At 30.9% G+C, this 18579-nt stretch carries 21 protein-coding genes; all 21 read right to left on the reverse strand.

Going from position 1 to position 18579, the window contains the following annotated elements:
• Positions 1–374 precede the first annotated feature (374 nt).
• The 21 genes from EII37_RS06545 to EII37_RS06645 all read right to left on the reverse strand — a co-directional run bounded on the left by EII37_RS06545 (position 375) and on the right by EII37_RS06645 (position 18522).
• Entirely contained in the window at positions 375–1514 is a 1140-nt protein-coding gene (locus tag EII37_RS06545; RefSeq protein ID WP_124788009.1) for a site-specific integrase, read from the reverse strand.
• Between the two features lie 37 nt (positions 1515–1551).
• Positions 1552–1887, reverse strand: coding sequence for a DUF771 domain-containing protein (locus tag EII37_RS06550; protein ID WP_000665060.1), 336 nt, complete (start codon positions 1885–1887; stop codon positions 1552–1554).
• A gap of 60 nt (positions 1888–1947) precedes the next feature.
• Positions 1948–2193 (reverse strand): DUF4160 domain-containing protein, encoded by a 246-nt coding sequence (locus EII37_RS06555; protein WP_124788010.1) that lies wholly within the window; start codon positions 2191–2193, stop codon positions 1948–1950.
• The gene (locus EII37_RS06560; RefSeq protein WP_000588738.1) at positions 2186–2437 is read right to left on the reverse strand and encodes a hypothetical protein; all 252 of its coding nucleotides are present in this window, start codon (positions 2435–2437) and stop codon (positions 2186–2188) included. Before EII37_RS06560 ends, EII37_RS06555 begins: the two co-directional genes overlap by 8 nt.
• Positions 2438–2486: 49 nt before the next feature.
• Positions 2487–2804, reverse strand: coding sequence for a hypothetical protein (locus tag EII37_RS06565; protein WP_124788011.1), 318 nt, complete (start codon positions 2802–2804; stop codon positions 2487–2489).
• A gap of 59 nt (positions 2805–2863) precedes the next feature.
• On the reverse strand, positions 2864–3271 hold the full coding sequence (locus EII37_RS06570) for a hypothetical protein (protein WP_124788012.1): 408 nt from the start codon (positions 3269–3271) through the stop codon (positions 2864–2866).
• Between the two features lie 4 nt (positions 3272–3275).
• Positions 3276–3704: a hypothetical protein gene (locus EII37_RS06575; RefSeq protein WP_124788013.1), complete on the reverse strand. Its 429-nt coding sequence runs from the start codon at positions 3702–3704 to the stop codon at positions 3276–3278.
• 64 nt (positions 3705–3768) lie between these two features.
• The gene (locus tag EII37_RS06580; RefSeq protein ID WP_124788014.1) at positions 3769–4596 is read right to left on the reverse strand and encodes a hypothetical protein; all 828 of its coding nucleotides are present in this window, start codon (positions 4594–4596) and stop codon (positions 3769–3771) included.
• Between the two features lie 10 nt (positions 4597–4606).
• The gene (locus EII37_RS06585; RefSeq protein WP_124788015.1) at positions 4607–5473 is read right to left on the reverse strand and encodes an LPXTG cell wall anchor domain-containing protein; all 867 of its coding nucleotides are present in this window, start codon (positions 5471–5473) and stop codon (positions 4607–4609) included.
• A 22-nt stretch (positions 5474–5495) separates the two neighbouring features.
• Positions 5496–6599, reverse strand: a complete 1104-nt coding sequence (locus EII37_RS06590; RefSeq protein ID WP_124788016.1) for a phage tail tip lysozyme — start codon at positions 6597–6599, stop codon at positions 5496–5498.
• Positions 6599–8647, reverse strand: a complete 2049-nt coding sequence (locus EII37_RS06595; protein ID WP_124788017.1) for a hypothetical protein — start codon at positions 8645–8647, stop codon at positions 6599–6601. The genes EII37_RS06590 and EII37_RS06595 overlap by 1 nt, the downstream gene beginning before the upstream one ends.
• A 10-nt stretch (positions 8648–8657) precedes the next feature.
• Positions 8658–11162 (reverse strand): ATP-binding protein, encoded by a 2505-nt coding sequence (locus EII37_RS06600; protein WP_124788018.1) that lies wholly within the window; start codon positions 11160–11162, stop codon positions 8658–8660.
• Positions 11146–11538, reverse strand: coding sequence for a TcpE family conjugal transfer membrane protein (locus tag EII37_RS06605; protein ID WP_124788019.1), 393 nt, complete (start codon positions 11536–11538; stop codon positions 11146–11148). Before EII37_RS06605 ends, EII37_RS06600 begins: the two co-directional genes overlap by 17 nt.
• A gap of 9 nt (positions 11539–11547) precedes the next feature.
• Complete coding sequence (locus tag EII37_RS06610) at positions 11548–11766, reverse strand: TcpD family membrane protein (RefSeq protein WP_124788020.1); 219 nt, start codon at positions 11764–11766, stop codon at positions 11548–11550.
• A gap of 5 nt (positions 11767–11771) precedes the next feature.
• Entirely contained in the window at positions 11772–12701 is a 930-nt protein-coding gene (locus EII37_RS06615; RefSeq protein WP_124788021.1) for a conjugal transfer protein, read from the reverse strand.
• Between the two features lie 16 nt (positions 12702–12717).
• Positions 12718–13191, reverse strand: a complete 474-nt coding sequence (locus EII37_RS06620) for a hypothetical protein (RefSeq protein WP_124788022.1) — start codon at positions 13189–13191, stop codon at positions 12718–12720.
• The gene (locus tag EII37_RS06625) at positions 13188–13655 is read right to left on the reverse strand and encodes an antirestriction protein ArdA (protein ID WP_124788023.1); all 468 of its coding nucleotides are present in this window, start codon (positions 13653–13655) and stop codon (positions 13188–13190) included. Before EII37_RS06625 ends, EII37_RS06620 begins: the two co-directional genes overlap by 4 nt.
• A gap of 17 nt (positions 13656–13672) precedes the next feature.
• Entirely contained in the window at positions 13673–13885 is a 213-nt protein-coding gene (locus tag EII37_RS06630; protein ID WP_124788024.1) for a hypothetical protein, read from the reverse strand.
• Between the two features lie 19 nt (positions 13886–13904).
• A complete protein-coding gene (locus EII37_RS06635) occupies positions 13905–14273 on the reverse strand; it encodes a hypothetical protein (RefSeq protein ID WP_124788025.1) in 369 nt (122 codons plus the stop codon).
• Between the two features lie 55 nt (positions 14274–14328).
• On the reverse strand, positions 14329–14601 hold the full coding sequence (locus EII37_RS06640) for a hypothetical protein (RefSeq protein ID WP_124788026.1): 273 nt from the start codon (positions 14599–14601) through the stop codon (positions 14329–14331).
• A gap of 201 nt (positions 14602–14802) precedes the next feature.
• Positions 14803–18522, reverse strand: a complete 3720-nt coding sequence (locus tag EII37_RS06645; RefSeq protein ID WP_124788027.1) for a hypothetical protein — start codon at positions 18520–18522, stop codon at positions 14803–14805.
• Positions 18523–18579: the final 57 nt, after the last annotated feature.

Consider the following 18579-nt stretch of genomic DNA (forward strand, 5'->3'; position numbering starts at 1 on the left):
CAATAGAGGTTCATTATGGGTGATTAGATTGTTTATAGTTGACTAGGATCGATAAGTTCAGTTTGTGTTTACACAACTTATTGTACACTATCAAAATATACTTCTGGTTTGTGAAGAAAGTTCACTTAATCGTACAGATTTAACGTCACCAGACCCTTGATAAAGTCATACTGTTGCACCTTTTTATGAAAGAATAATCCTTACCCCATTATACCATATCACATATTTCTTATGAAATTGTTTCTAAATTTTATCAAAGAAAAAACACTGTTGAGTCAGTATTTTGAGGTCAATTATTACTCCATGCAAGAGACTTCAAAATCTTATTCTAATAAGCTTTTGAATGTTCTTAGTAAAAATTTTTTCATTCATTTTCATTCATTATCCTTCATTATTTTTCTAACCAATTCATACTCCTTATCAATTACTTCTTGTAATACATGACCATAAGTTTTAATAATCTGTTGAATGTCCTTATGACCTAATAATCTTGCTACTACCCAAATATCAACCCCTTTAGCTAAAAGATATGAACCGTAGGTATGCCTTCCTGCTGTTGCTGTCATCTCTTGATTTCCAATCCCAAGTTCTGATAAACATACTCTTAAACTCTTATTCAAACCTGAATTTGTAGGTATTTTATACCTTCTATCATAGAATACTAAATCATGTTTCTTTAATTCTTCACGATCAAATAATATCTTTCCTTGTTCAATTTGTAATGTTTTCAAAACAAGAAACAAATCATCATCAATCGGAATTTCTCTTATAGATGTTTTTGTTTTAGGAGGTACAAACTCTTGCCGATCTCCTACAAATCGTCTATATGTTTTAATTGTTTTATTGTCAAAATCAATATCTGACCAGCATAATGCCATACCTTCACCAACCCTAAATCCTGTTTTAAACAAGAAGTATAATAGATATGGTATTACTGATTCTCTATAATTGAATTTCCCTTTCAAATGAGACAATAATTTCCTATATTCTGAAATACTATGAATATATTTATCATCTACATCGCCAGACTCTAAACCGAATATTTTCACATCTTCTGTAATATCCGTTATCTGCAAACCACCTCTTTTACTAAATTTTATTGTTGATCTTATATCTGCATTTATTCTTCGCAAGTGATCAGCAGTCACCTTTTTTCCATATTCATTTAATCGTGACTGATATTCTTGATGATTTATACTTATTGCTGGTATATCTGAGAATATTTTTTCTATTGCTTGACCTCTTGCATAGTACGTTTCTATCGTGGAACTTGCCTTTTCTGATGGATGAATCACTAAATCATACCAATCCTGCCACAACTCATACAGTGTAGACTTACTATCAAATCTTATTGTATAGTTTGATTGAAATAATTTCCTCTCTTTTTCCTGAGCTTCGTTCATAGCCTCACGTTTTGTCTTAAAACCTGAATTTGTTGCTAGAACTTTTCCTTTCTTATCAAATATTCGATAATCCCAAAGTTTGTTTTTCCCACGCTGTCTATAACTTGCCACATTAACTCCTTTCCGAATGGCAATTATCTCCATTCTTTTATAACATTAATAATATTTTTTGATAATTTTTATCAAAATATTCTCTTGTTTTTCTTGCTAAAAATCTATAAGGTGACCCCTTACTTTTCGGATATAAGACAAATCCTTCTTTATTTTGCTCAATATCTAATTCATTTTTGATTGTTGGATTCAATAATATATCATTTACCAATTTCGTTTTACTAATAGACAATAATTCCTCAACCTTATCAATAGTCCACCATTGACCAATTTCTTCTTTCTGTATTAAATCTAGATACTCGGAACGACTGATCAATACCATATTAGAAGGAATTGGAACTTCAATATTAAATACTTGTTTCGACTCTTTCATTTACTACTCCTTAAACAACAGCAAAAAAAAACAAGCCATTTCTGGCTTGAATTTATTTTCTTAATACGCACTTTTTTGATATTCATCCCATAAAGCTTGAAGTTCATCTGCATTTTCTAAAACATACTGCCTTACAATCTTCATATCTTTTGATTTCAATCTACCATCTCGAAGCTCTCCAGTCAAAAACATTGAACCAACTTCCTCACCATGGATATAGATATGAATATGTGCCTTCTGACCTTTATGATTATGCTCATTCGGACGAATCTCAATACCATACTTCAAAAAAGAATACTTAGGCATGTAACAACCCCACGTAATCCTTCCACGTTTCAAGGTAGTTATCACGATTCAATTCAATTTGTTTTTGAGCAAACCGAATATCATAATCAGCCAAGTCCAAATCCTCTAAGACTTCACCTGTAAGAATATTAAAAGTTCCAATCAATTCTTCATCATCATACATACGTAAAATAGGATTATTGGGATTTTTAAAAATATCCTCTTTTGTGACTTCTAGATTTGTAACACCAAATTCTTTAATCACGATTTCTTCTCCTTTCACTTTCTATTATTATATCACATTTTCAATTATTTTATAATTGTTCTAACAATTTCTCTATATCAGGAAAATAAGTATAAGCTACTCCTCTACTAAAATCAAAAGAGTAGCCTTCCTCAATTGATACATATACACTATCATAATTTCTTCTTGGTAATTTTTTATTAGCATGACTCCCTTCATAATCATAAATAACTTTAACAAACTTCGTATTTTTTATAGCTTCAACTATCATAGTTTCAACACCATAATCAGTAACAGTGTCAGCAATAAACTCTATAGATTCTTGATTTTCACCTAACCTACTAGCTAACTTCACAGCATACATTTTCAACAATTCTACTTGATCCATTTTCTTCTCCTTAAATAACAAAAAAACAAGCCATTGCTGACTTGTATCTGATAAGCATTTCAACTAGTAACAGCTGTAAATACAGCAATACCCCCAAAAATAACAATTATAGCCATTCTTAAAATAGGATTATTTATATCTATGATAATTAAGACTATAAACAAAAACAAAATAAGAATAAATAGTGCCAGTGTTATCATTGAATAACCACTAACCCTAGAAAATACCTGAACATGATACCACAACAACAAACCAGCAATAGCAGTCAGAATCAAGGCAAATGCTAATAACCACCATGCTTTCCCATCGTCTTTAAACATAACTGTAACCGGATTTGTTATATTCTTTACTGAATCATTAAATGTACCCAATTCATGTAAATAGTACATTGTGCCTACAACATAAAAAAACTGAGCAATGACATTTAATAAAATCTCTTCAAAAATGGTATCCAAATATTCTCTCATCTTACTACAATAACCCTCTTTCTTTCATAAGAACTTCGACAAAATAAAATTTCTTTTTCTTTTCAGAAACTCTAAACAAATAAAATACAATGAAGAATAAAACAATGACGAATATAACCACACTTATAATAAATAAGCCATTTACCAGAACATAAGATTCACTACTTAGTCCATAAACCTTAGTAACTTTATCAGCAAAACCTACAAAGACCTTATACAGACCCCCTAAAAAAGCAAGAAACAATACTAAAATCAAAGAATTAGCTATTGTCCCCTTTCTTTCAGAAATAGATTTTAACTCACTATACTCTATCTTCAATTCTTCATCAGAAAAAGAATTAACTTTATTTCTATACGCTTCACTTAGTCCACTACGATTTTTAAGAATAGTCCTTAAAAAAAACTGTTTTATCTTATCATTGTTATTACTCATAGTTATTCTCCTATTTTACATTATTATATCACAAAAAATAAAAAAAGGCAGGGTTGCCCCTACCTTAATTATTTACTAAACTTACTTTCACACCTTTCACTGTAAAAGCCTTTCTTCGACTTAAATCTAATCGAATCAATTTAAAAGATAAATTCATTCTTTTTCCAAAAGGATATACTCTAAACACTAAATGGTACATTTCATCTACATCAGAAAATCTTTTTTTCAAAGGAGCTTCAAAAACATTCCATGCTTCTCTAGCATAAGTAATACCAGTAAATCTTTCAAAATTCAAAAAACTTAACTCTACAATTCCTTGATAAGTTTCTTTTACTACACGTTGATTAATAGTAGCCATTCGTTTATTTACATCGATTTCATCAGCATCTACATAGAAATTAATTTTAGGAGGAAAAGGATCCGTCATTTTCTTAATTCCAAGATATTCCTTATTCAGGATATTATTAAACAAGTATCGCTGAAACAATTTTGTTTGAAACCACTTCATAAACTGACAAATACCAATGCCAAAAAGAGCCATTAAAATCCATAATGAAGATTCATTCTCTTGAAATGGAAAATCCACTGCGATTGAAAAAATCAAGATCAACACAATGCTTTCAAAAAATAAATAAATGAATCTCTCAAAACCAAAACGCAATTTTGAAAAAGGAACAGCTAATATAAAAATAATCATTAAAAATCCTAAATAATTTGAACTAATTTCAAATATTGCTGATATTTTTTGAATCAAAATAGCACAAGCTATCATTTCAAACACTAAAGATTGCCATTTAAACAACTGACCAACTAGCCAATTTACTCCACAAATCGCAGATAATTTATATCCCAACTTATCTGATTCTTTCAAAATTTTAAAAAACTCTTTCATACTATCTCCCTTAATTCAATTTACGTTTACCCCAAATAGTCGCAATCAAACCGACAATACCCCAAATGGTTGTAAACATTGTACTAGCTGTTCCAGTATTCGGAAGGACTTTCAACTGACCTTCTTTATCCTTCAAAGCGATTGTTCCATCTTTTTGTTTGACTGCTCCCACTTCATAAGGTTCTTTTTCTACATAATTGCCTTCACTTTCTTCTACAACTACTTTGCCTTTATTAGTGCCTACAATCTTATATCCTGTATTTGTTTCAATAGGTTTTTCCTTAATTTCTTCTCTAGTCACATTTAAGGGTTTAGGTTCTTCTTTTTCTTTTACTCCAACATTATCCTCTGCCTTTTGTTTTTGTTCCTTCACTTCTGGAATATCTTCTTTATCTGATTTCATATTTTCTTCACCCTCTTTTGATTTATCCGAAGTTGAATCAGAAGATTTTTGATCTCCTTGTTTATCATCACCTACATTTTCAACAGGATTTTCTTCTTTAGATTTATTGGTAGAAGGACTTGTTGGCTCGACAACTACACCTGTATTATCATGTTCCTGATTCTTATCACTGTCTTTTCCAAGATCAGCAGATGGCTTATCTTCTTTTGGTTGCTCACTTGGAGTTGTTGGCTCGACAACTACACCTGCATGATCTCCAGTTTCTTCCTTATCAGACTCCTTACCAAGTTCTGTAGCAGAATGTTCTACGATTGCTGATGGTTGTGTTTCTGTTGGCTGTTCTGAAACTACCAATCCAGAATCATCTCCAGTAGAAGCTACACTTCCACCCAAAGTCAATTCATCAGCATATACTCCACTAGCAACTGTACTTAATACAGCCACAGACAACAATGTTACAAATTTCTTATTCATTTCTTTTTTCCTCTTTTTTTCTTTATTTTCCAATAACATAATAAAAATTTCTTGCTTCATCAGCACCAAATACACGATAGTTTGTTATTCCAGTTCCTTGTCCACTTTGAACAAAGTTACATTCTGAAATCAAGATTGAGCCATCATCTTTGACATCTTCGACAAAGGCAACGTGACCATACGTTGGATGACCACCTGCCTGCCTTCCTTGAAAACTAACAGCAGAATGTTTGCTAGGAGTGTTTGAAACCTCATAGCCTGACTTATGCGCCCAGTCTTGACCATTGCCCATATATGGATCAAAATGAATTCCAAATTCTTTAGCACGATTAAATACATACCATGTACATTCCCCATACGGATAAGACTGAGTAATATAACCTTCTTTTGTTATTTCTTTATCAATCGAATATCCACTAGGTATATCCATAGCAACAACTCCAGGAGCAATATCTAAACTACCAGCTATTGCACTCCCACCTGACGAACCATCAGATTCAATCGTACCTTTAAAGACTTCATACCACTTCTTACTATCCTTTTCCAGCTTCTCTAATTTTGTCTGACCGTCTGAAAGTGAGACACCTTCATAATGTTCAGACCAATATTTTGCACTTTCAAAAGGATCAGTCGCTTTCTGCATATAGTCTTTGACTTTTTTATAGCCATGATTCAACTCATAAGACATCAATTCCAGTTCCACCGTACTATCTAAAGTACGAGAACTAGCATTTCTCCAGCGATCACCATTGATTGTGTTACCGTCCCAGCCTGACCATTGAAAGTAACCTGCAACCCCACCTGATGGATTCGTTAGTTTAGGATCAAAGTCACTTTCTCTTTCAGCATTGGCAAGTGAACCACTAGCACCCTCTAAAGTAAATTTCTCCTTAGAGAGTTGCCAGTTTAAAATCTTAATGACATCTTCTGCTCTTTCAACAGAAATATTTGCCTTTTGAGCCACCTCTTGCGCTGTTAATCGTGTTCTCTTTCCAGTCGTACTACCTGATGAGCCACCAGCAGAAACAACTCCGATAACGCTTAGAAGAATTAAGAGAATCACTAAAAGCGTAGGTATAAGACTTACGAAAAAGAATCCAAAGTGTTTCGCTGTTTTGTTACCCATTAAATTTCAACCTTTTTCCTTTTTTTAGCTTTCAATTTTTTGGTTTGCTTACTTCTAAATACCTTAGAGGTTTTTTCCTCATTTTTAGGATTTTTTACAACTGTTTTTCTCCTTCCCATAGCTTTAGGGTTGAACGTTTTTTGAGTCTGCATTTTCTGTTTCACTGAAACTTCCTTATTCTCTTTAAATGGCTTCTGACCTTTCTTCAACCGTTCTTCCTTCAACCGTTGAATTGACTCACGAGAAGCCTTTTTCTGACCAGCATATTTTTTTGCTTGTTTATTTCTTGATTTCTGTTTCTCTTCTAAAACATTCCGTTCAGATCTTCCTTCTTTAAAGGCATTGGCTCGTACTCCATAGAGTTTAGCTAAAGCATTATTTCCTTTTTCTTTTAAAGCATTGACTGAACTATTTTTATGTTCCTTAATCGAATTCATTCGATTCTTAATCACATCACCTTTTTCAGCAACCTTTTCCACCAATGGACTTTGTTTTCGTAAAGTTTTAAGATTTTCACTCAACTTATCTTTACCCATCTTCAATCCACCTTTAGCAAACTGTCCACCAACTTTGAGTCCATTTCCACCTGCTTTCAAACCAGTCTTACCTGTTTTTGACAATCTTTCTTTCAGTTTTTGAACAGACTGAGAATTGCTTATTTCTCGACCAATCTTACCAATAGGACTATTGGTTACTCTTGAAAATGCTGATAAAAGCGAATGTCTATACTTCCACATTAGAAACAATAATACACCTTTTAAAAAGACTGTAACTAGTAAATCACCACCTACAGCAGTAGAGATGAATTCAGTTAAAGTATTGTAAAAGAATGAAAATATACTAGTTGCTAAAAGCATAATTGATGATAAAGCAAGCATTGATATTCCTTTTTTATTAAATCCAATCAATAAATGCTCCATCTTAGGAAACAGACTTAGAAGAAGGATAAATGGTAACAATACGATCAAAAAGATAAAAACGATTAAAAAGAAGAATCGTGACAAACCTAACAATAAATAAATCGTTCCCATCACAATAATATCGACATCAGAAGCAAAGACATACATAAATTTTAAGCCCCACTCATTTTTCAACATCTTATTTTCAGGATCTTTATCTTTTGCAAGATCCTTGACTTTTTTATCGCCAACTAAATGATCTCCATCACCTTGCTTATAACCAGCTAAATCTTCAAATTCTTTTTCAGAAAGAAGAAATGAACCATCTTCTTTTACAGGAGAATTCATATACTTATATCCCTTCAACAAAGTTTCAGAAAAATATGTTTCCACTCCATTTTTACTTTCACCAGTTAAAGTTTTTGTAATTTCCCCATTCAAAGTAATTGTTGTTGTTCTAAAGCTATCATAGACATGAGTTATCAAATACTTATTTTGACCATTGACATTAAGTTGAATAAAATAAACTCCAATACAAGTATAAATCAATAACATTTTTATCAATGTTTTGAAGAAACTACCTTTTCCAGTCGCAAATAAATACAGTAAATAAACTGCCATACTTGCACCAACCAAATAAATAATTTCTCGACTAAACAAAGAAGAAAATACTTTACTAGAATTATTTACAGTTTCATTCAACAATCCACTAACATCACTCATTCCTTCAACAACAATATAAACTTGTGCATCTACATAGAAAACAAGTTTCCCAAGCCAAAAAACAGACTGAACTAGAGAATTAAAGAAATAATTGACATTGGAATCAAATCCAAAAAACTTTTTATCAAAGTAAACTTTACTTGTTAAATCAGACATCTTAGACTTATAATTCTCATAAGTCAGTTTGCTATTTTCTGCTTCCTTTTTCTTTTGATTCTCTTTTTCCTCAGCTTCTTTCTTAACCTTATCTAATATTTTTTTAGCATTATCAGAAGAATCAACCAGTTTAGGCTTATTCGTGTTCCTATCAAATTCAATAATATCAAAGTTATTTTTTGGAAGAATATCTTTAACAGAATCAGCTTTTACAAAAGCAGGAAGAAGAAAGAAAGAACAAATAAACACTAGTAAAATATTTTTTCTCATATTCCTCCCCCTATACAGCAACTAATTCTGTTTCTACTGTTTCAAATAATTTCATTAAAATAGGATAAAGTGTACCATCTACTGTAATGCGCTCTTTTCTTCCAAACGTATCATAATAGATACATTGACCCATTGTTTGATTTTCAAGCCAAGAACGTGAAGAATCATTATCTTCTACACGCAAATGTTTCAAAATAGCTTCTGTTTCTGAATTTTCAGGAAAAGCAAATACTGTACCAAATCCAGTTCCATCTTCACTTGTTTTCAAATCTCTTACTGATTGAGTTACCAGCACTAAGAAATTATTGAATGATCGTCCAGTACGCTTAATTCTATTCACTACCTGCCTTCCAGCAGGAGTTGACATAATCTGCCATGCTTCGTCAAGGAATAACATTGTTTCCTTGTCCTTTTCACGTTCACCAAAAATCGCACAGAAATAGGTTAAAGAATACATGACAGTCAAACTTCTTAATTGACTTTCAGTCATTTCATCTTTATCTGTACCTTTTGGCATATCCAAACCAGTAATTTCAACGATTGTAATTTTATTATCAACATTCAGAACATTTTGGCTTCCATCAGAAAAACAAAGTGACAATAAAGAATTTCTTGAAATTCTTTTTAAGAAATATCCAGCAGTTTCAACATCTTCTTTTGAATTTTTCTCTAATTCATCAAAGACTTGTAACATACCGACTTTCTCACCAGCTTTCCTTCGTTCAATCACTTTGTCAATCGAATCTAACAAGTGTGGTTGAACCTTGATATAGGTATCTTTATCCAATACAGAGCCTACAAGTACAGTTGCTAACTCTGTCAGTTCAGCTTCATCTTGTAAGAATGAGAATGGATCAAGAACACCTCTATTATTCTTATCTTTCATATTCAAAGTCACAAAATTGATTGACTTGATATATTCTTGAAGTTCATAAAATTCATCATTTTTTTCCAATTCTGATAACACAGTTAAATATTGTCTTTTCATTTCTGCTTTTGGATCAATATACAATACTCTTGTTTTCAATAAAGAATGATAGGTAAATAATAACTTAGTTAAGAATGACTTACCATTCCCAGTTGAACCAGTTATAGCTGTATGAGGATTGCTTGTTTCCTTACCTTTTACCCCTACTTTATTCGCTTGTAATAAATTTGAAAATACAATGTTTGTACTTGAATCAAGAGCTTTTTGAAAATCTCCATACCATGAAGAAATCTCATTATCAACACGACCAATAGGAAAACCAATTTCTGTTCCAACCTTCTTAGTCGTAAACATTAAGTTCTCACAAAGTCCACGTAGACTTCCATATTGAAGAAATGATTCCTTTTTATTATCAAGAATTTCTGTCAATCGACTCTTATAAAATAGATAGATTCGATCTGCAACAGCCTTGACAACTTCTACTTCCAATTCTTTCAATCGTGCAAACAGAATATCAAATTTAAGATTCAATTCTTCCAAACTGTCTGCTGTAATGGTCAAAGTATGAAGATATGTAATCATCAATTCTTTATTGTCATGTTTCTCCTGAAAATCTTCTAACAACTCATGGCTTTCCAAAACTTCAATCTTTTGAACATCATCGTTTTCTGCTGTTTCATTTACCGTATTCCCAAGATTCTTACGTTTGTTTCTTGCTCTAGATAAAAGTGAGAAAAAACCTTTTTGAGTTGAAAAACGGATTTTATACATACTATCAACAGGAAATTCAAGATTTTGGAGTTCTTCTTGTAGATGAAGATAAGATACATTTTTGGGATATGAAACAACAGGAATTGTCGCTACATAACTTGTTTCCTGACCATTGGTCAATTTCAAAGCATTCCCATCAACAACTTCAATAATTGTTTCATCTACATTCTCAATCGAATTTTCAAGTGCAATCAGCTCACTTTCTTTATCATAGGTTTGCCCACAAAGAAAATGAAGTCGATTCAATAATTCTAAATCAGCTTTTGAAACTTCTGTCACATTCAAAGCATGAATTTTAGTTTGAATCACATCTTTCTGATTTTGCCAATCCTTCCACCAATCGACTTTTGGTAATTCTTCAAAACCAACCATTTTCATCACACTTTTGCGATAAGTTTCTATCGTCTGTTCAACAGTTAGTTTAAAGTCCGAGGTTACATTAACTGACTTCAAAGGAACTACAAAATAATGCTTATACTCAAAGAGATAGCTTACTTCTTCTTCCAATCGTGACTTCATTGTAGATACAATATAATTTCCTAAAGGACTTGTCCCTTGACCTTGCTCAATATCTTGTGATAACAAAGCAATTTTCTTAGCTAATTCTAAATCAATATGTAAACTATGAATACTTAAATCATTGTACTCTGCCAAACTAGCTAAACAATTATAAACAACATCCTTACTAGTCTCCTTTTTCATTTCTTCAATCGTATTGACAACTTGTGATTCAATTTCAAATACAGATAAAACCGTTCCATCTTTTAACAGAATCAAACCATCAGCAACCGACCAAATATTATTTGATAATTCCACGTTTTATACTTCTCACTTTCTCATATTTTATTCCTTTACAAATATATATTTTCTTTCGCTGACTATCGTATTCCTTCCAAAAAATCAAATACTCATAAATAAATCTAAATAGTGTCTTTCCATCTAGCTTATAATCAGCTAACAAATTTCCAAGTTTCCAACCAGCAAATGCAGAAGCCATAAAGCGCCAACCCCAATCAAGAGAAGGAATAAAGCCTAGTAAAAACCACGCTAACACTAAAATCACTAGGCAATAGACAATCGCAGACATTTTAATTGCAAATGGTAAACTAAATTCTTCATTTAATTTATGCACCCAAACAGGCTGTCTAAATGCTGTTGTATAGACATACAGCTTCTTGTCTTTTCTTTCCATTCTTCATTCCTACTTAACTACTTCAATCAATTTTGACCAAATAGGTTTAGTTGCATTTAAAACTGTTTCAGGATTTTCTAAAAAGAAAACAATGAATCCAGCTACCAAAATAATGACAACTAGTTTTCCTAACTGTTGCTCCTTCCATGCTTTCAATGCTTTCATTCCTGCAAAGAATGCTACTGCTGGAATACCAAACTTAGAAACTAAAAAACTAAACAATGCCATCTATCTTATTCTCCTTTTTCTTCTTTCTTGTTGTAATCTAATGGAATTGTATGATCCATCTTTTCTACAAAATAACTATCTTTATCTTCTCTTAACTCAAAGCTAAAATTCTCGCTATGAGTTGAGCCAGCCACCTCTAAAGTAATCTGAGCATAAGCCAAGATTTTCCCATCTTTTTCTTTAAAGTAGGTATAATCTAAACTCTTAAATGTTGCACCACCAATAGACTTAATATCTTTAGAAATCAAATCTAAATTCGCTTGGCTAGTTGTGTAATTTTTAAAGAACAATTCTAAGAATGAAACTAATTTCTTTCTTTTGCCTTCCTCAATTTCATTATTATCAAGTAATGCTAAATGAGTCTCTTTTTCTACACCATCAGCCTTAAAATCACTTACAGGGGAGAACCAAGGTAAACCAGCTACATAGTATTTACCGTCCTTTTCTCCGTATGGAATTGAAAATTCAATACCTACACGCTGATTCTTGTCATCTTTTTTTGTATCATAAACAATACGATATACAGCTATACCGTCTTTAGCAAGTAACATACGAGCGCTAACTACCGACATTTCCTGCTTCGATTGACCTTGATTCTTAACTTCAGGAATACTTCCATAGTATTCATTTAACTTCGCTACATCATCTTCACTAGAGCCATTTTGTGAATTATAGGTAAAATATCTACTCACAAATCCATCTAAGAACTGTTCCAACTTACGATCTGTTTCTTTTTTGGATTCGACAACTGGTGAATTTGTCAATCTATCCAACATTTTTGAACTTGTCCTTAAAGAAACAAACATTGTTAAACCACAGAAAAGAACAAAAACAGATAAACCTGCTAAAAAAATATGATTCGATTTTTTCTGACTTATCTGTTTCATTTTTATTTGCTTTTCTTTTCTTGGCTTCTTTAAATATAAATTTCTCATTTTTTCCTTTCTATATTTACAAATTAACTTTCTTGTAGAAGCCAATAGGAGTATTTAAAATTTCTCCCTGCTCTATAAATCCTTGAAATACTGTCACCCAATTTCCACACTTAAAGAAATAATCAATAACCGATTTATAATCTAACTCTTTCGTCAATTCAAAAATTGTATCAACTTCATCTTTAGAACAAAATCTATAATAAGTCGTTGCAATTTTTGTCACAGAAATATAACGCTGTAATTGAAATTTTACAATGTATTCATCACCATCATACAATTCCAATACTACTTTCTTCAGCAAATAAACCTCGTCCAGCGACATGATTTTATCTACTTTCCAATCAGAAATCCCACAAATAAAAAAGTTGTCTTTATCAATCCCTCTTTCATTTATTCTTTCAAGGACTTGTTCTTGACTGTACTTCATAATATCTAGTTCACAGAGAAATTCAAAATTCCCTTCTCTTAAAACTCTTATATTTGCTATCATCTTGATACAAAATAACCTTTATCTACAAAACTACCACCTTCTTCTAAGCGAACATCACGACCCAATTTTTCATGGTCTAAATATTGAAGCAATTTTTCCTTAGATAGTTCTACACCAAGTTCCTCAACAAGATATTCACCTAACTCTCTATCCGTATCTACATCAGGATATAAGAAACAATCATCAAAATCTACACTTGCCAAGTACGATGGATCAGAAGTTTCTGATTCAATAAATGATTGAACCAAATCTTCATCTACATCTTCCAAATTTTCAGCAAGTTCATTCGCTAAATCTAAAGTTAAACCTTCACAATTCAAAGTAGGTAAACCCTCAATAGAATCAATAGTAACTTCAATTTCTTCACCTTCATAGCCAAATCGTTCACCTACTTCTTCACTTGAACATGGTAACAGGACTCGTCTAGCGATTCCTTTATAAACAACTAAAGCTAATAAATCCATTTTTTCTCCTTCCTTAATCAACCTTCTTCTTGTCTATTTAACTGTTCCAAATCAGCAACAGTAAATAGACCGTAACCAATAAATGAAGTACCCTCATAATCAACAATTTGAATTTCTTCATCATAAGAGCCAGTCAAACCAATATGAGATAGCCTTCCAAAATACAAAGGCAAAACAAACCATGCTTGCCTTCGATTCTTTGGATTCTTAATTAAAACTCTTGAAGCCATATTCAGTACCAGTCATTTTCTATTGCAAGAAGTACCAGCTATCGCCTTCGTGACCGAGAAACACATAGGAATCTCCTAAACGACTAGCAATTTCTTCTTCATGTTCCTCTACATAAGCAGACAAACGATCTTCATTCACTAACTGTTCATATTCCCCATGATCCAAAATACCAACAAAATCAATCAATGCTTCCTGCGTATCAACTTCTGTAAACGAATTGACATATACATTATCAGGGTTACAACCATCAAATTGTCCAAACTCCACACCGTCAAAATGTTCATCTAACCGATCAATAATTTTCTCAGGTTCATCAAGTAACTTTTTTCCATAAACATAATGTTTACAGACATCAGAATAGTTATCATATACAACTTTAATACTCATTTTTTCTCCTTCCAAACTAAAAGGAAGCCAAACTTGACTTCCTTCATCATTTTAACTAAATTGAAGCTGAACACTCAAAGCTACTACCAATCGCAAAGGCACGAGTTGTTACCTTGTTCAGTTGCTTATTCATATCATAGTAACTATTCAAATCACGCTTGATACACTCAATAACTTGATACGGTAGTTGCAATTCTTCATCATTTTTAAGAAGTGAACTTAATTCACCAGCATACTTCCACGCTAAATCAAATTCTTTTGTTTTCAATTTTTTAGCAAGTTCGTTTGACAATTCAATAACTTGCTTATCTTTTCCTTGTAATACCATTTTTTTATACCTCATTTTTTCTCTATAATTTACATTATCCAGCAACTATGCAGGCGAACGTTTTTTAACTTTCATTTGTTTTCTCCAATCATTTAATATAAAAATTTGTAAGTCCAAAAACCTTTAAAAGTCTTGATGAATTTTGAATCAAATAGTATTTCTAAAAAAAAGAATGATGATAACTCAACATTCTTTTTATACTTACTTAAATTTCTTATATATACTACGAATTTCTTCTTCACTAATTCTTTCTTTAAGGTATTCGATTTCTAATTTTATTTTTGATCTATGTTCCAGAAATTGAATCCCAGAAATTAATGGATATAAAGATTCAAGAAAGTTTATTTGTTTTCTATATGCAGGAATAAAACTTCCTGTTCCACTCCAACTCCTAGGGATTAATCTTATCTTTTTAAACACTTTAAAATCACTATTAATCTCTAATAAAGTTTGAATTGCTATCTTTCTTATTTCGTCATCTAACTCACATATAATGTCAAAAATTAAAATAATTTTATCATTTGCATTGTTAGTTCTAATAATGTGTTCAATCCACTTTATTTGATTATTGACAATATCATCTTCTCTATCAGAAAATTCTTTTTTCAAAGTACTGACTACTCTCCAGCTATACATTTTATCTTTAGGAAAGTGATAAAATATATAATCATAATATTCCAGAAATTTATCAGATTTCCATAAAGCTTTATTTTTATTATGAAGATAGTCCTTAAAGTTACCTTCGCTTTCCCAAAAAATTTTTGAATATCGTTCTAGCCATCTAGAGTCAAATTTTAAAAATTCAATCAAAAATGTACCATCAAAATCACTACTAGTCTTGTTAATTATAAAGAAATAGACCTGTTTCAATAATTCAATATCACTTTCATACAAGCTCAAAAGTTCTGAAGGCGAATATTCCTCCTCATGGAATAAGATAGAAAAATAAATTTTTGAAATAAAATCATTTTGTTTATCATATATAATAGAAGTTGCAATTGGATATATATTAGGTTCAATAACTATAAACTTATCTAATATTCTTAAATTCCTATAACATGATGATGTGAATTTTGTAGCTGAATCATCCTTTAAAAATGTCAAAAATTCTTTTAACATTTTATTATCAACTTTTGAAGGTGAAAGAGTTTCAAAATAACTATACAACCATTCATTTTTTTGTGGAAAGTCTATAGATTTTATTGTCTTTAATATCTCTATGTAATCATCTTTATTGTTTAATTTATCTAATACAATACTAGGATTAATAGAAATATTGCTTCCATATATCATAAAATCTTTGAAAAATTGTTTCAAAATAGGTTCATTAAATTGCAGAATCATTTGTTCTAAACCTCTAGATAAATGAAACAACTCTGTTGATTCTAATGGTTCAGATAAAATATTACTCATAGTCTGGATTAATTTACTAACTTCTGTTATGTTTACTCTATTTCCATACTCAATAATTTTTCTGTCTCTTTCTTTTATATGTTCCTCATAGTCTAGTCCAGATACAATGAAGTCTTTATTTAAAATCTGGTATAACTCCCATTCTGATCCTGTATAAATTCTATCCCATTTTTTAACTAATGATGATTGAATCCCTATATTCTTGACTTTAAATATTATTCTTTCCACTACTTGACAGAATCTTATTTGTTTTGAATTCAAAAGCGTAAAAAGCTGATCGATATAAATATAGTCTGTAGAAATGATATCATCATCGACATTTTTGTAAATATTAACTGAGTATAATTTAATGAAAGATAATATCCTAGCTCTCCATTTAGTTTTCTCTGCAAGATGTATTAAAATTTTCCAACATTTTTTCCTATATTCTTCAAGTCTTTCTGAATCAATTAACTCAATTGTATAAAATTTAAATTCATCTCCTCTTCCTTCTTCTGAATAATGAAAAATAAAGTCTAATGAGTATTTAGCCCATTGTAAAGCAATAAATTCTGCTGTATTATCTTCCTTTCTTACTTGTTCTAGTAAATATTCACTTATCTTTACTTGAGTATAATAGCCATATTTATAATCATTATGCTGCAAGCCGTATTCATTTTTTAGCCATTCTATTCCAGAAATTAGGTAATTTTTTCCTCTATTTGCATATGCTAAAAGCAACTCCATAACATAATCTAAAAACTCACTATATCGATATCCTACCAGTAATTTTAAAACAGATTCTTCTCTACAATATATTTTGTCGGTATAATGAATATCAATGACATTAAACTCCTCTTTCTCTATATTTTCTATTTTATATTTTGCTAAAAGAAATGCTTCTTCTGGATTAAAGACATGAAAGTCTTGTACAAACTGATAGTAATTTGAATCTGAATCATTTTGTAATTTTTTCCAAACTTTTCTAATTTCATCACCACAAAATTCTCTTGTTTCTGGCGATTCAAACAGATTAAGTATTGTATGCAATGCATTGATTACACCACTACGAAAATTTTTATAGCCTATTTCTAATACAGTAGATAATCGCATCGTTCTTTTTTTGAAAAAAATGTAATAAAGCAAGTAATTTGATAAACACTGATCTGATAAAGTAGCTAACTGTTCCAATTGAATCTCAACAAATTCTAAAGAATATAATTGTCTTACTTTTTTCTCAAACATCTCTGTGCTCATATCGTACATATTTAGCAATTCTTCCAGTGGAGATAAATCAGTTAACAAAACACAATTTATGATTGATAGAATACCCGCTGTAATACATAATCCTTCATCTCCCCCAAAAGAATAATCTACATATTTTCGATAATACTGATCATAAATATCGGATGCATTTTGAATGGATGCTAGATTTTGGTTTTTTATAGCTAGCTTTCCAGCCATATATGCTATTCTAGGATTCCCTTCGGCTATGCGAATAATTTGTTTTATATAGTCAATATTAAAAATATTTAAATTTTTATTTAAAAAACATTCAATTTCCTTATCTGAAAAAGAGAAAAGTTCAACAACTTTTGGCAAAGCAAATAGTCGAGCTTTTTTAATTACCTCACACTTTACATAGTCCCTAACTGTCAAAATTATTTTGACTTCATATCCTTTTAGAATTTTTGTTATATACTCTAATATAAGATTAAGCTCCGCTAATTCATTAGCATCATCCACAAAAAATAAATACTTACCAGGTTTTTCTGTCACAGAAATCAAATCGTCATACAATCCTAGACTATTATTTTTTACACATAAAAGTATATAATTTTCTTGTAGTGAAAATATACGAACTGTTTCTAAAACTAACCTTGTTTTTCCAACACCAGATTTACCTGTAACAATTGTAATCTCATTATCATACAGTGAAGTTAAAATTTCTTTCTTTTCACTTTCTCTAAATTGGAATTGTGTACTAAGAGGAGCTAGCATTTCATTCGCATCATAAATACTCACAAAACTATCAACATCCATAATCTGATTTGTATCGATGCTTAATCCTAGTTCACGTATCAATGATCGAAAATTATTAAAAATTTGATTAGCAATTTCGTCTATTCCCCATATAGTTAGAGAAATTCCCTTATTTGCACAATACTCATGTAAATTTTTATCATCCCCTGCACTAAGATTTGATGATGTGTGACAACAAATTATTTCATCAATATCTGTGATGGAAAGTTTTGTTTTTGATTTATCAAGACACTTATCAATATCTTCTTTTATTTTGGCATAGATATTATTCTGTTGTGTTGTATAAGCAACAAATACATATTTACCGTTATCTTTTCTAAAATAGGAATCAGGGTTCCCGATAGTTGTTTTTCCTGTTCCTGCCTTCATTCCATAACCATGAACTTTCCCATATCCATTTTTGTATATTAAACAATCACAAAACTCTTGGAAATTAGCTGGAGAGAGTGTCTGTATCCGATTTTTTATATCAGTTATTGTCGTCATTTTAACATTTTTCCTCCAAACAATTGTACTGGCATTTTTATTATCATTTTTAAATTA

Source organism: Streptococcus sp. OH4692_COT-348 (genome assembly GCF_003859975.1).
GTDB lineage: Bacteria > Bacillota > Bacilli > Lactobacillales > Streptococcaceae > Streptococcus.

Excerpts from the sequence above, each read along its gene's own strand:
- EII37_RS06575 (WP_124788013.1), bottom strand. The coding sequence starts at position 3,704 with ATGAGTAATAACAATGATAAGATAAAACAGTTTTTTTTAAGGACTATT.
- EII37_RS06640 (WP_124788026.1), bottom strand. The coding sequence starts at position 14,601 with ATGGTATTACAAGGAAAAGATAAGCAAGTTATTGAATTGTCAAACGAA.
- EII37_RS06585 (WP_124788015.1), bottom strand. The coding sequence starts at position 5,473 with ATGAATAAGAAATTTGTAACATTGTTGTCTGTGGCTGTATTAAGTACA.
- EII37_RS06625 (WP_124788023.1), bottom strand. The coding sequence starts at position 13,655 with ATGGATTTATTAGCTTTAGTTGTTTATAAAGGAATCGCTAGACGAGTC.
- EII37_RS06615 (WP_124788021.1), bottom strand. The coding sequence starts at position 12,701 with ATGAGAAATTTATATTTAAAGAAGCCAAGAAAAGAAAAGCAAATAAAA.
- EII37_RS06635 (WP_124788025.1), bottom strand. The coding sequence starts at position 14,273 with ATGAGTATTAAAGTTGTATATGATAACTATTCTGATGTCTGTAAACAT.
- EII37_RS06580 (WP_124788014.1), bottom strand. The coding sequence starts at position 4,596 with ATGAAAGAGTTTTTTAAAATTTTGAAAGAATCAGATAAGTTGGGATAT.
- EII37_RS06605 (WP_124788019.1), bottom strand. The coding sequence starts at position 11,538 with ATGGAAAGAAAAGACAAGAAGCTGTATGTCTATACAACAGCATTTAGA.
- EII37_RS06595 (WP_124788017.1), bottom strand. The coding sequence starts at position 8,647 with ATGAGAAAAAATATTTTACTAGTGTTTATTTGTTCTTTCTTTCTTCTT.
- EII37_RS06570 (WP_124788012.1), bottom strand. The coding sequence starts at position 3,271 with ATGAGAGAATATTTGGATACCATTTTTGAAGAGATTTTATTAAATGTC.
- EII37_RS06590 (WP_124788016.1), bottom strand. The coding sequence starts at position 6,599 with ATGGGTAACAAAACAGCGAAACACTTTGGATTCTTTTTCGTAAGTCTT.
- EII37_RS06565 (WP_124788011.1), bottom strand. The coding sequence starts at position 2,804 with ATGGATCAAGTAGAATTGTTGAAAATGTATGCTGTGAAGTTAGCTAGT.
- EII37_RS06550 (WP_000665060.1), bottom strand. The coding sequence starts at position 1,887 with ATGAAAGAGTCGAAACAAGTATTTAATATTGAAGTTCCAATTCCTTCT.
- EII37_RS06610 (WP_124788020.1), bottom strand. The coding sequence starts at position 11,766 with ATGGCATTGTTTAGTTTTTTAGTTTCTAAGTTTGGTATTCCAGCAGTA.
- EII37_RS06645 (WP_124788027.1), bottom strand. The coding sequence starts at position 18,522 with ATGACGACAATAACTGATATAAAAAATCGGATACAGACACTCTCTCCA.
- EII37_RS06555 (WP_124788010.1), bottom strand. The coding sequence starts at position 2,193 with ATGCCTAAGTATTCTTTTTTGAAGTATGGTATTGAGATTCGTCCGAAT.
- EII37_RS06620 (WP_124788022.1), bottom strand. The coding sequence starts at position 13,191 with ATGATAGCAAATATAAGAGTTTTAAGAGAAGGGAATTTTGAATTTCTC.
- EII37_RS06630 (WP_124788024.1), bottom strand. The coding sequence starts at position 13,885 with ATGGCTTCAAGAGTTTTAATTAAGAATCCAAAGAATCGAAGGCAAGCA.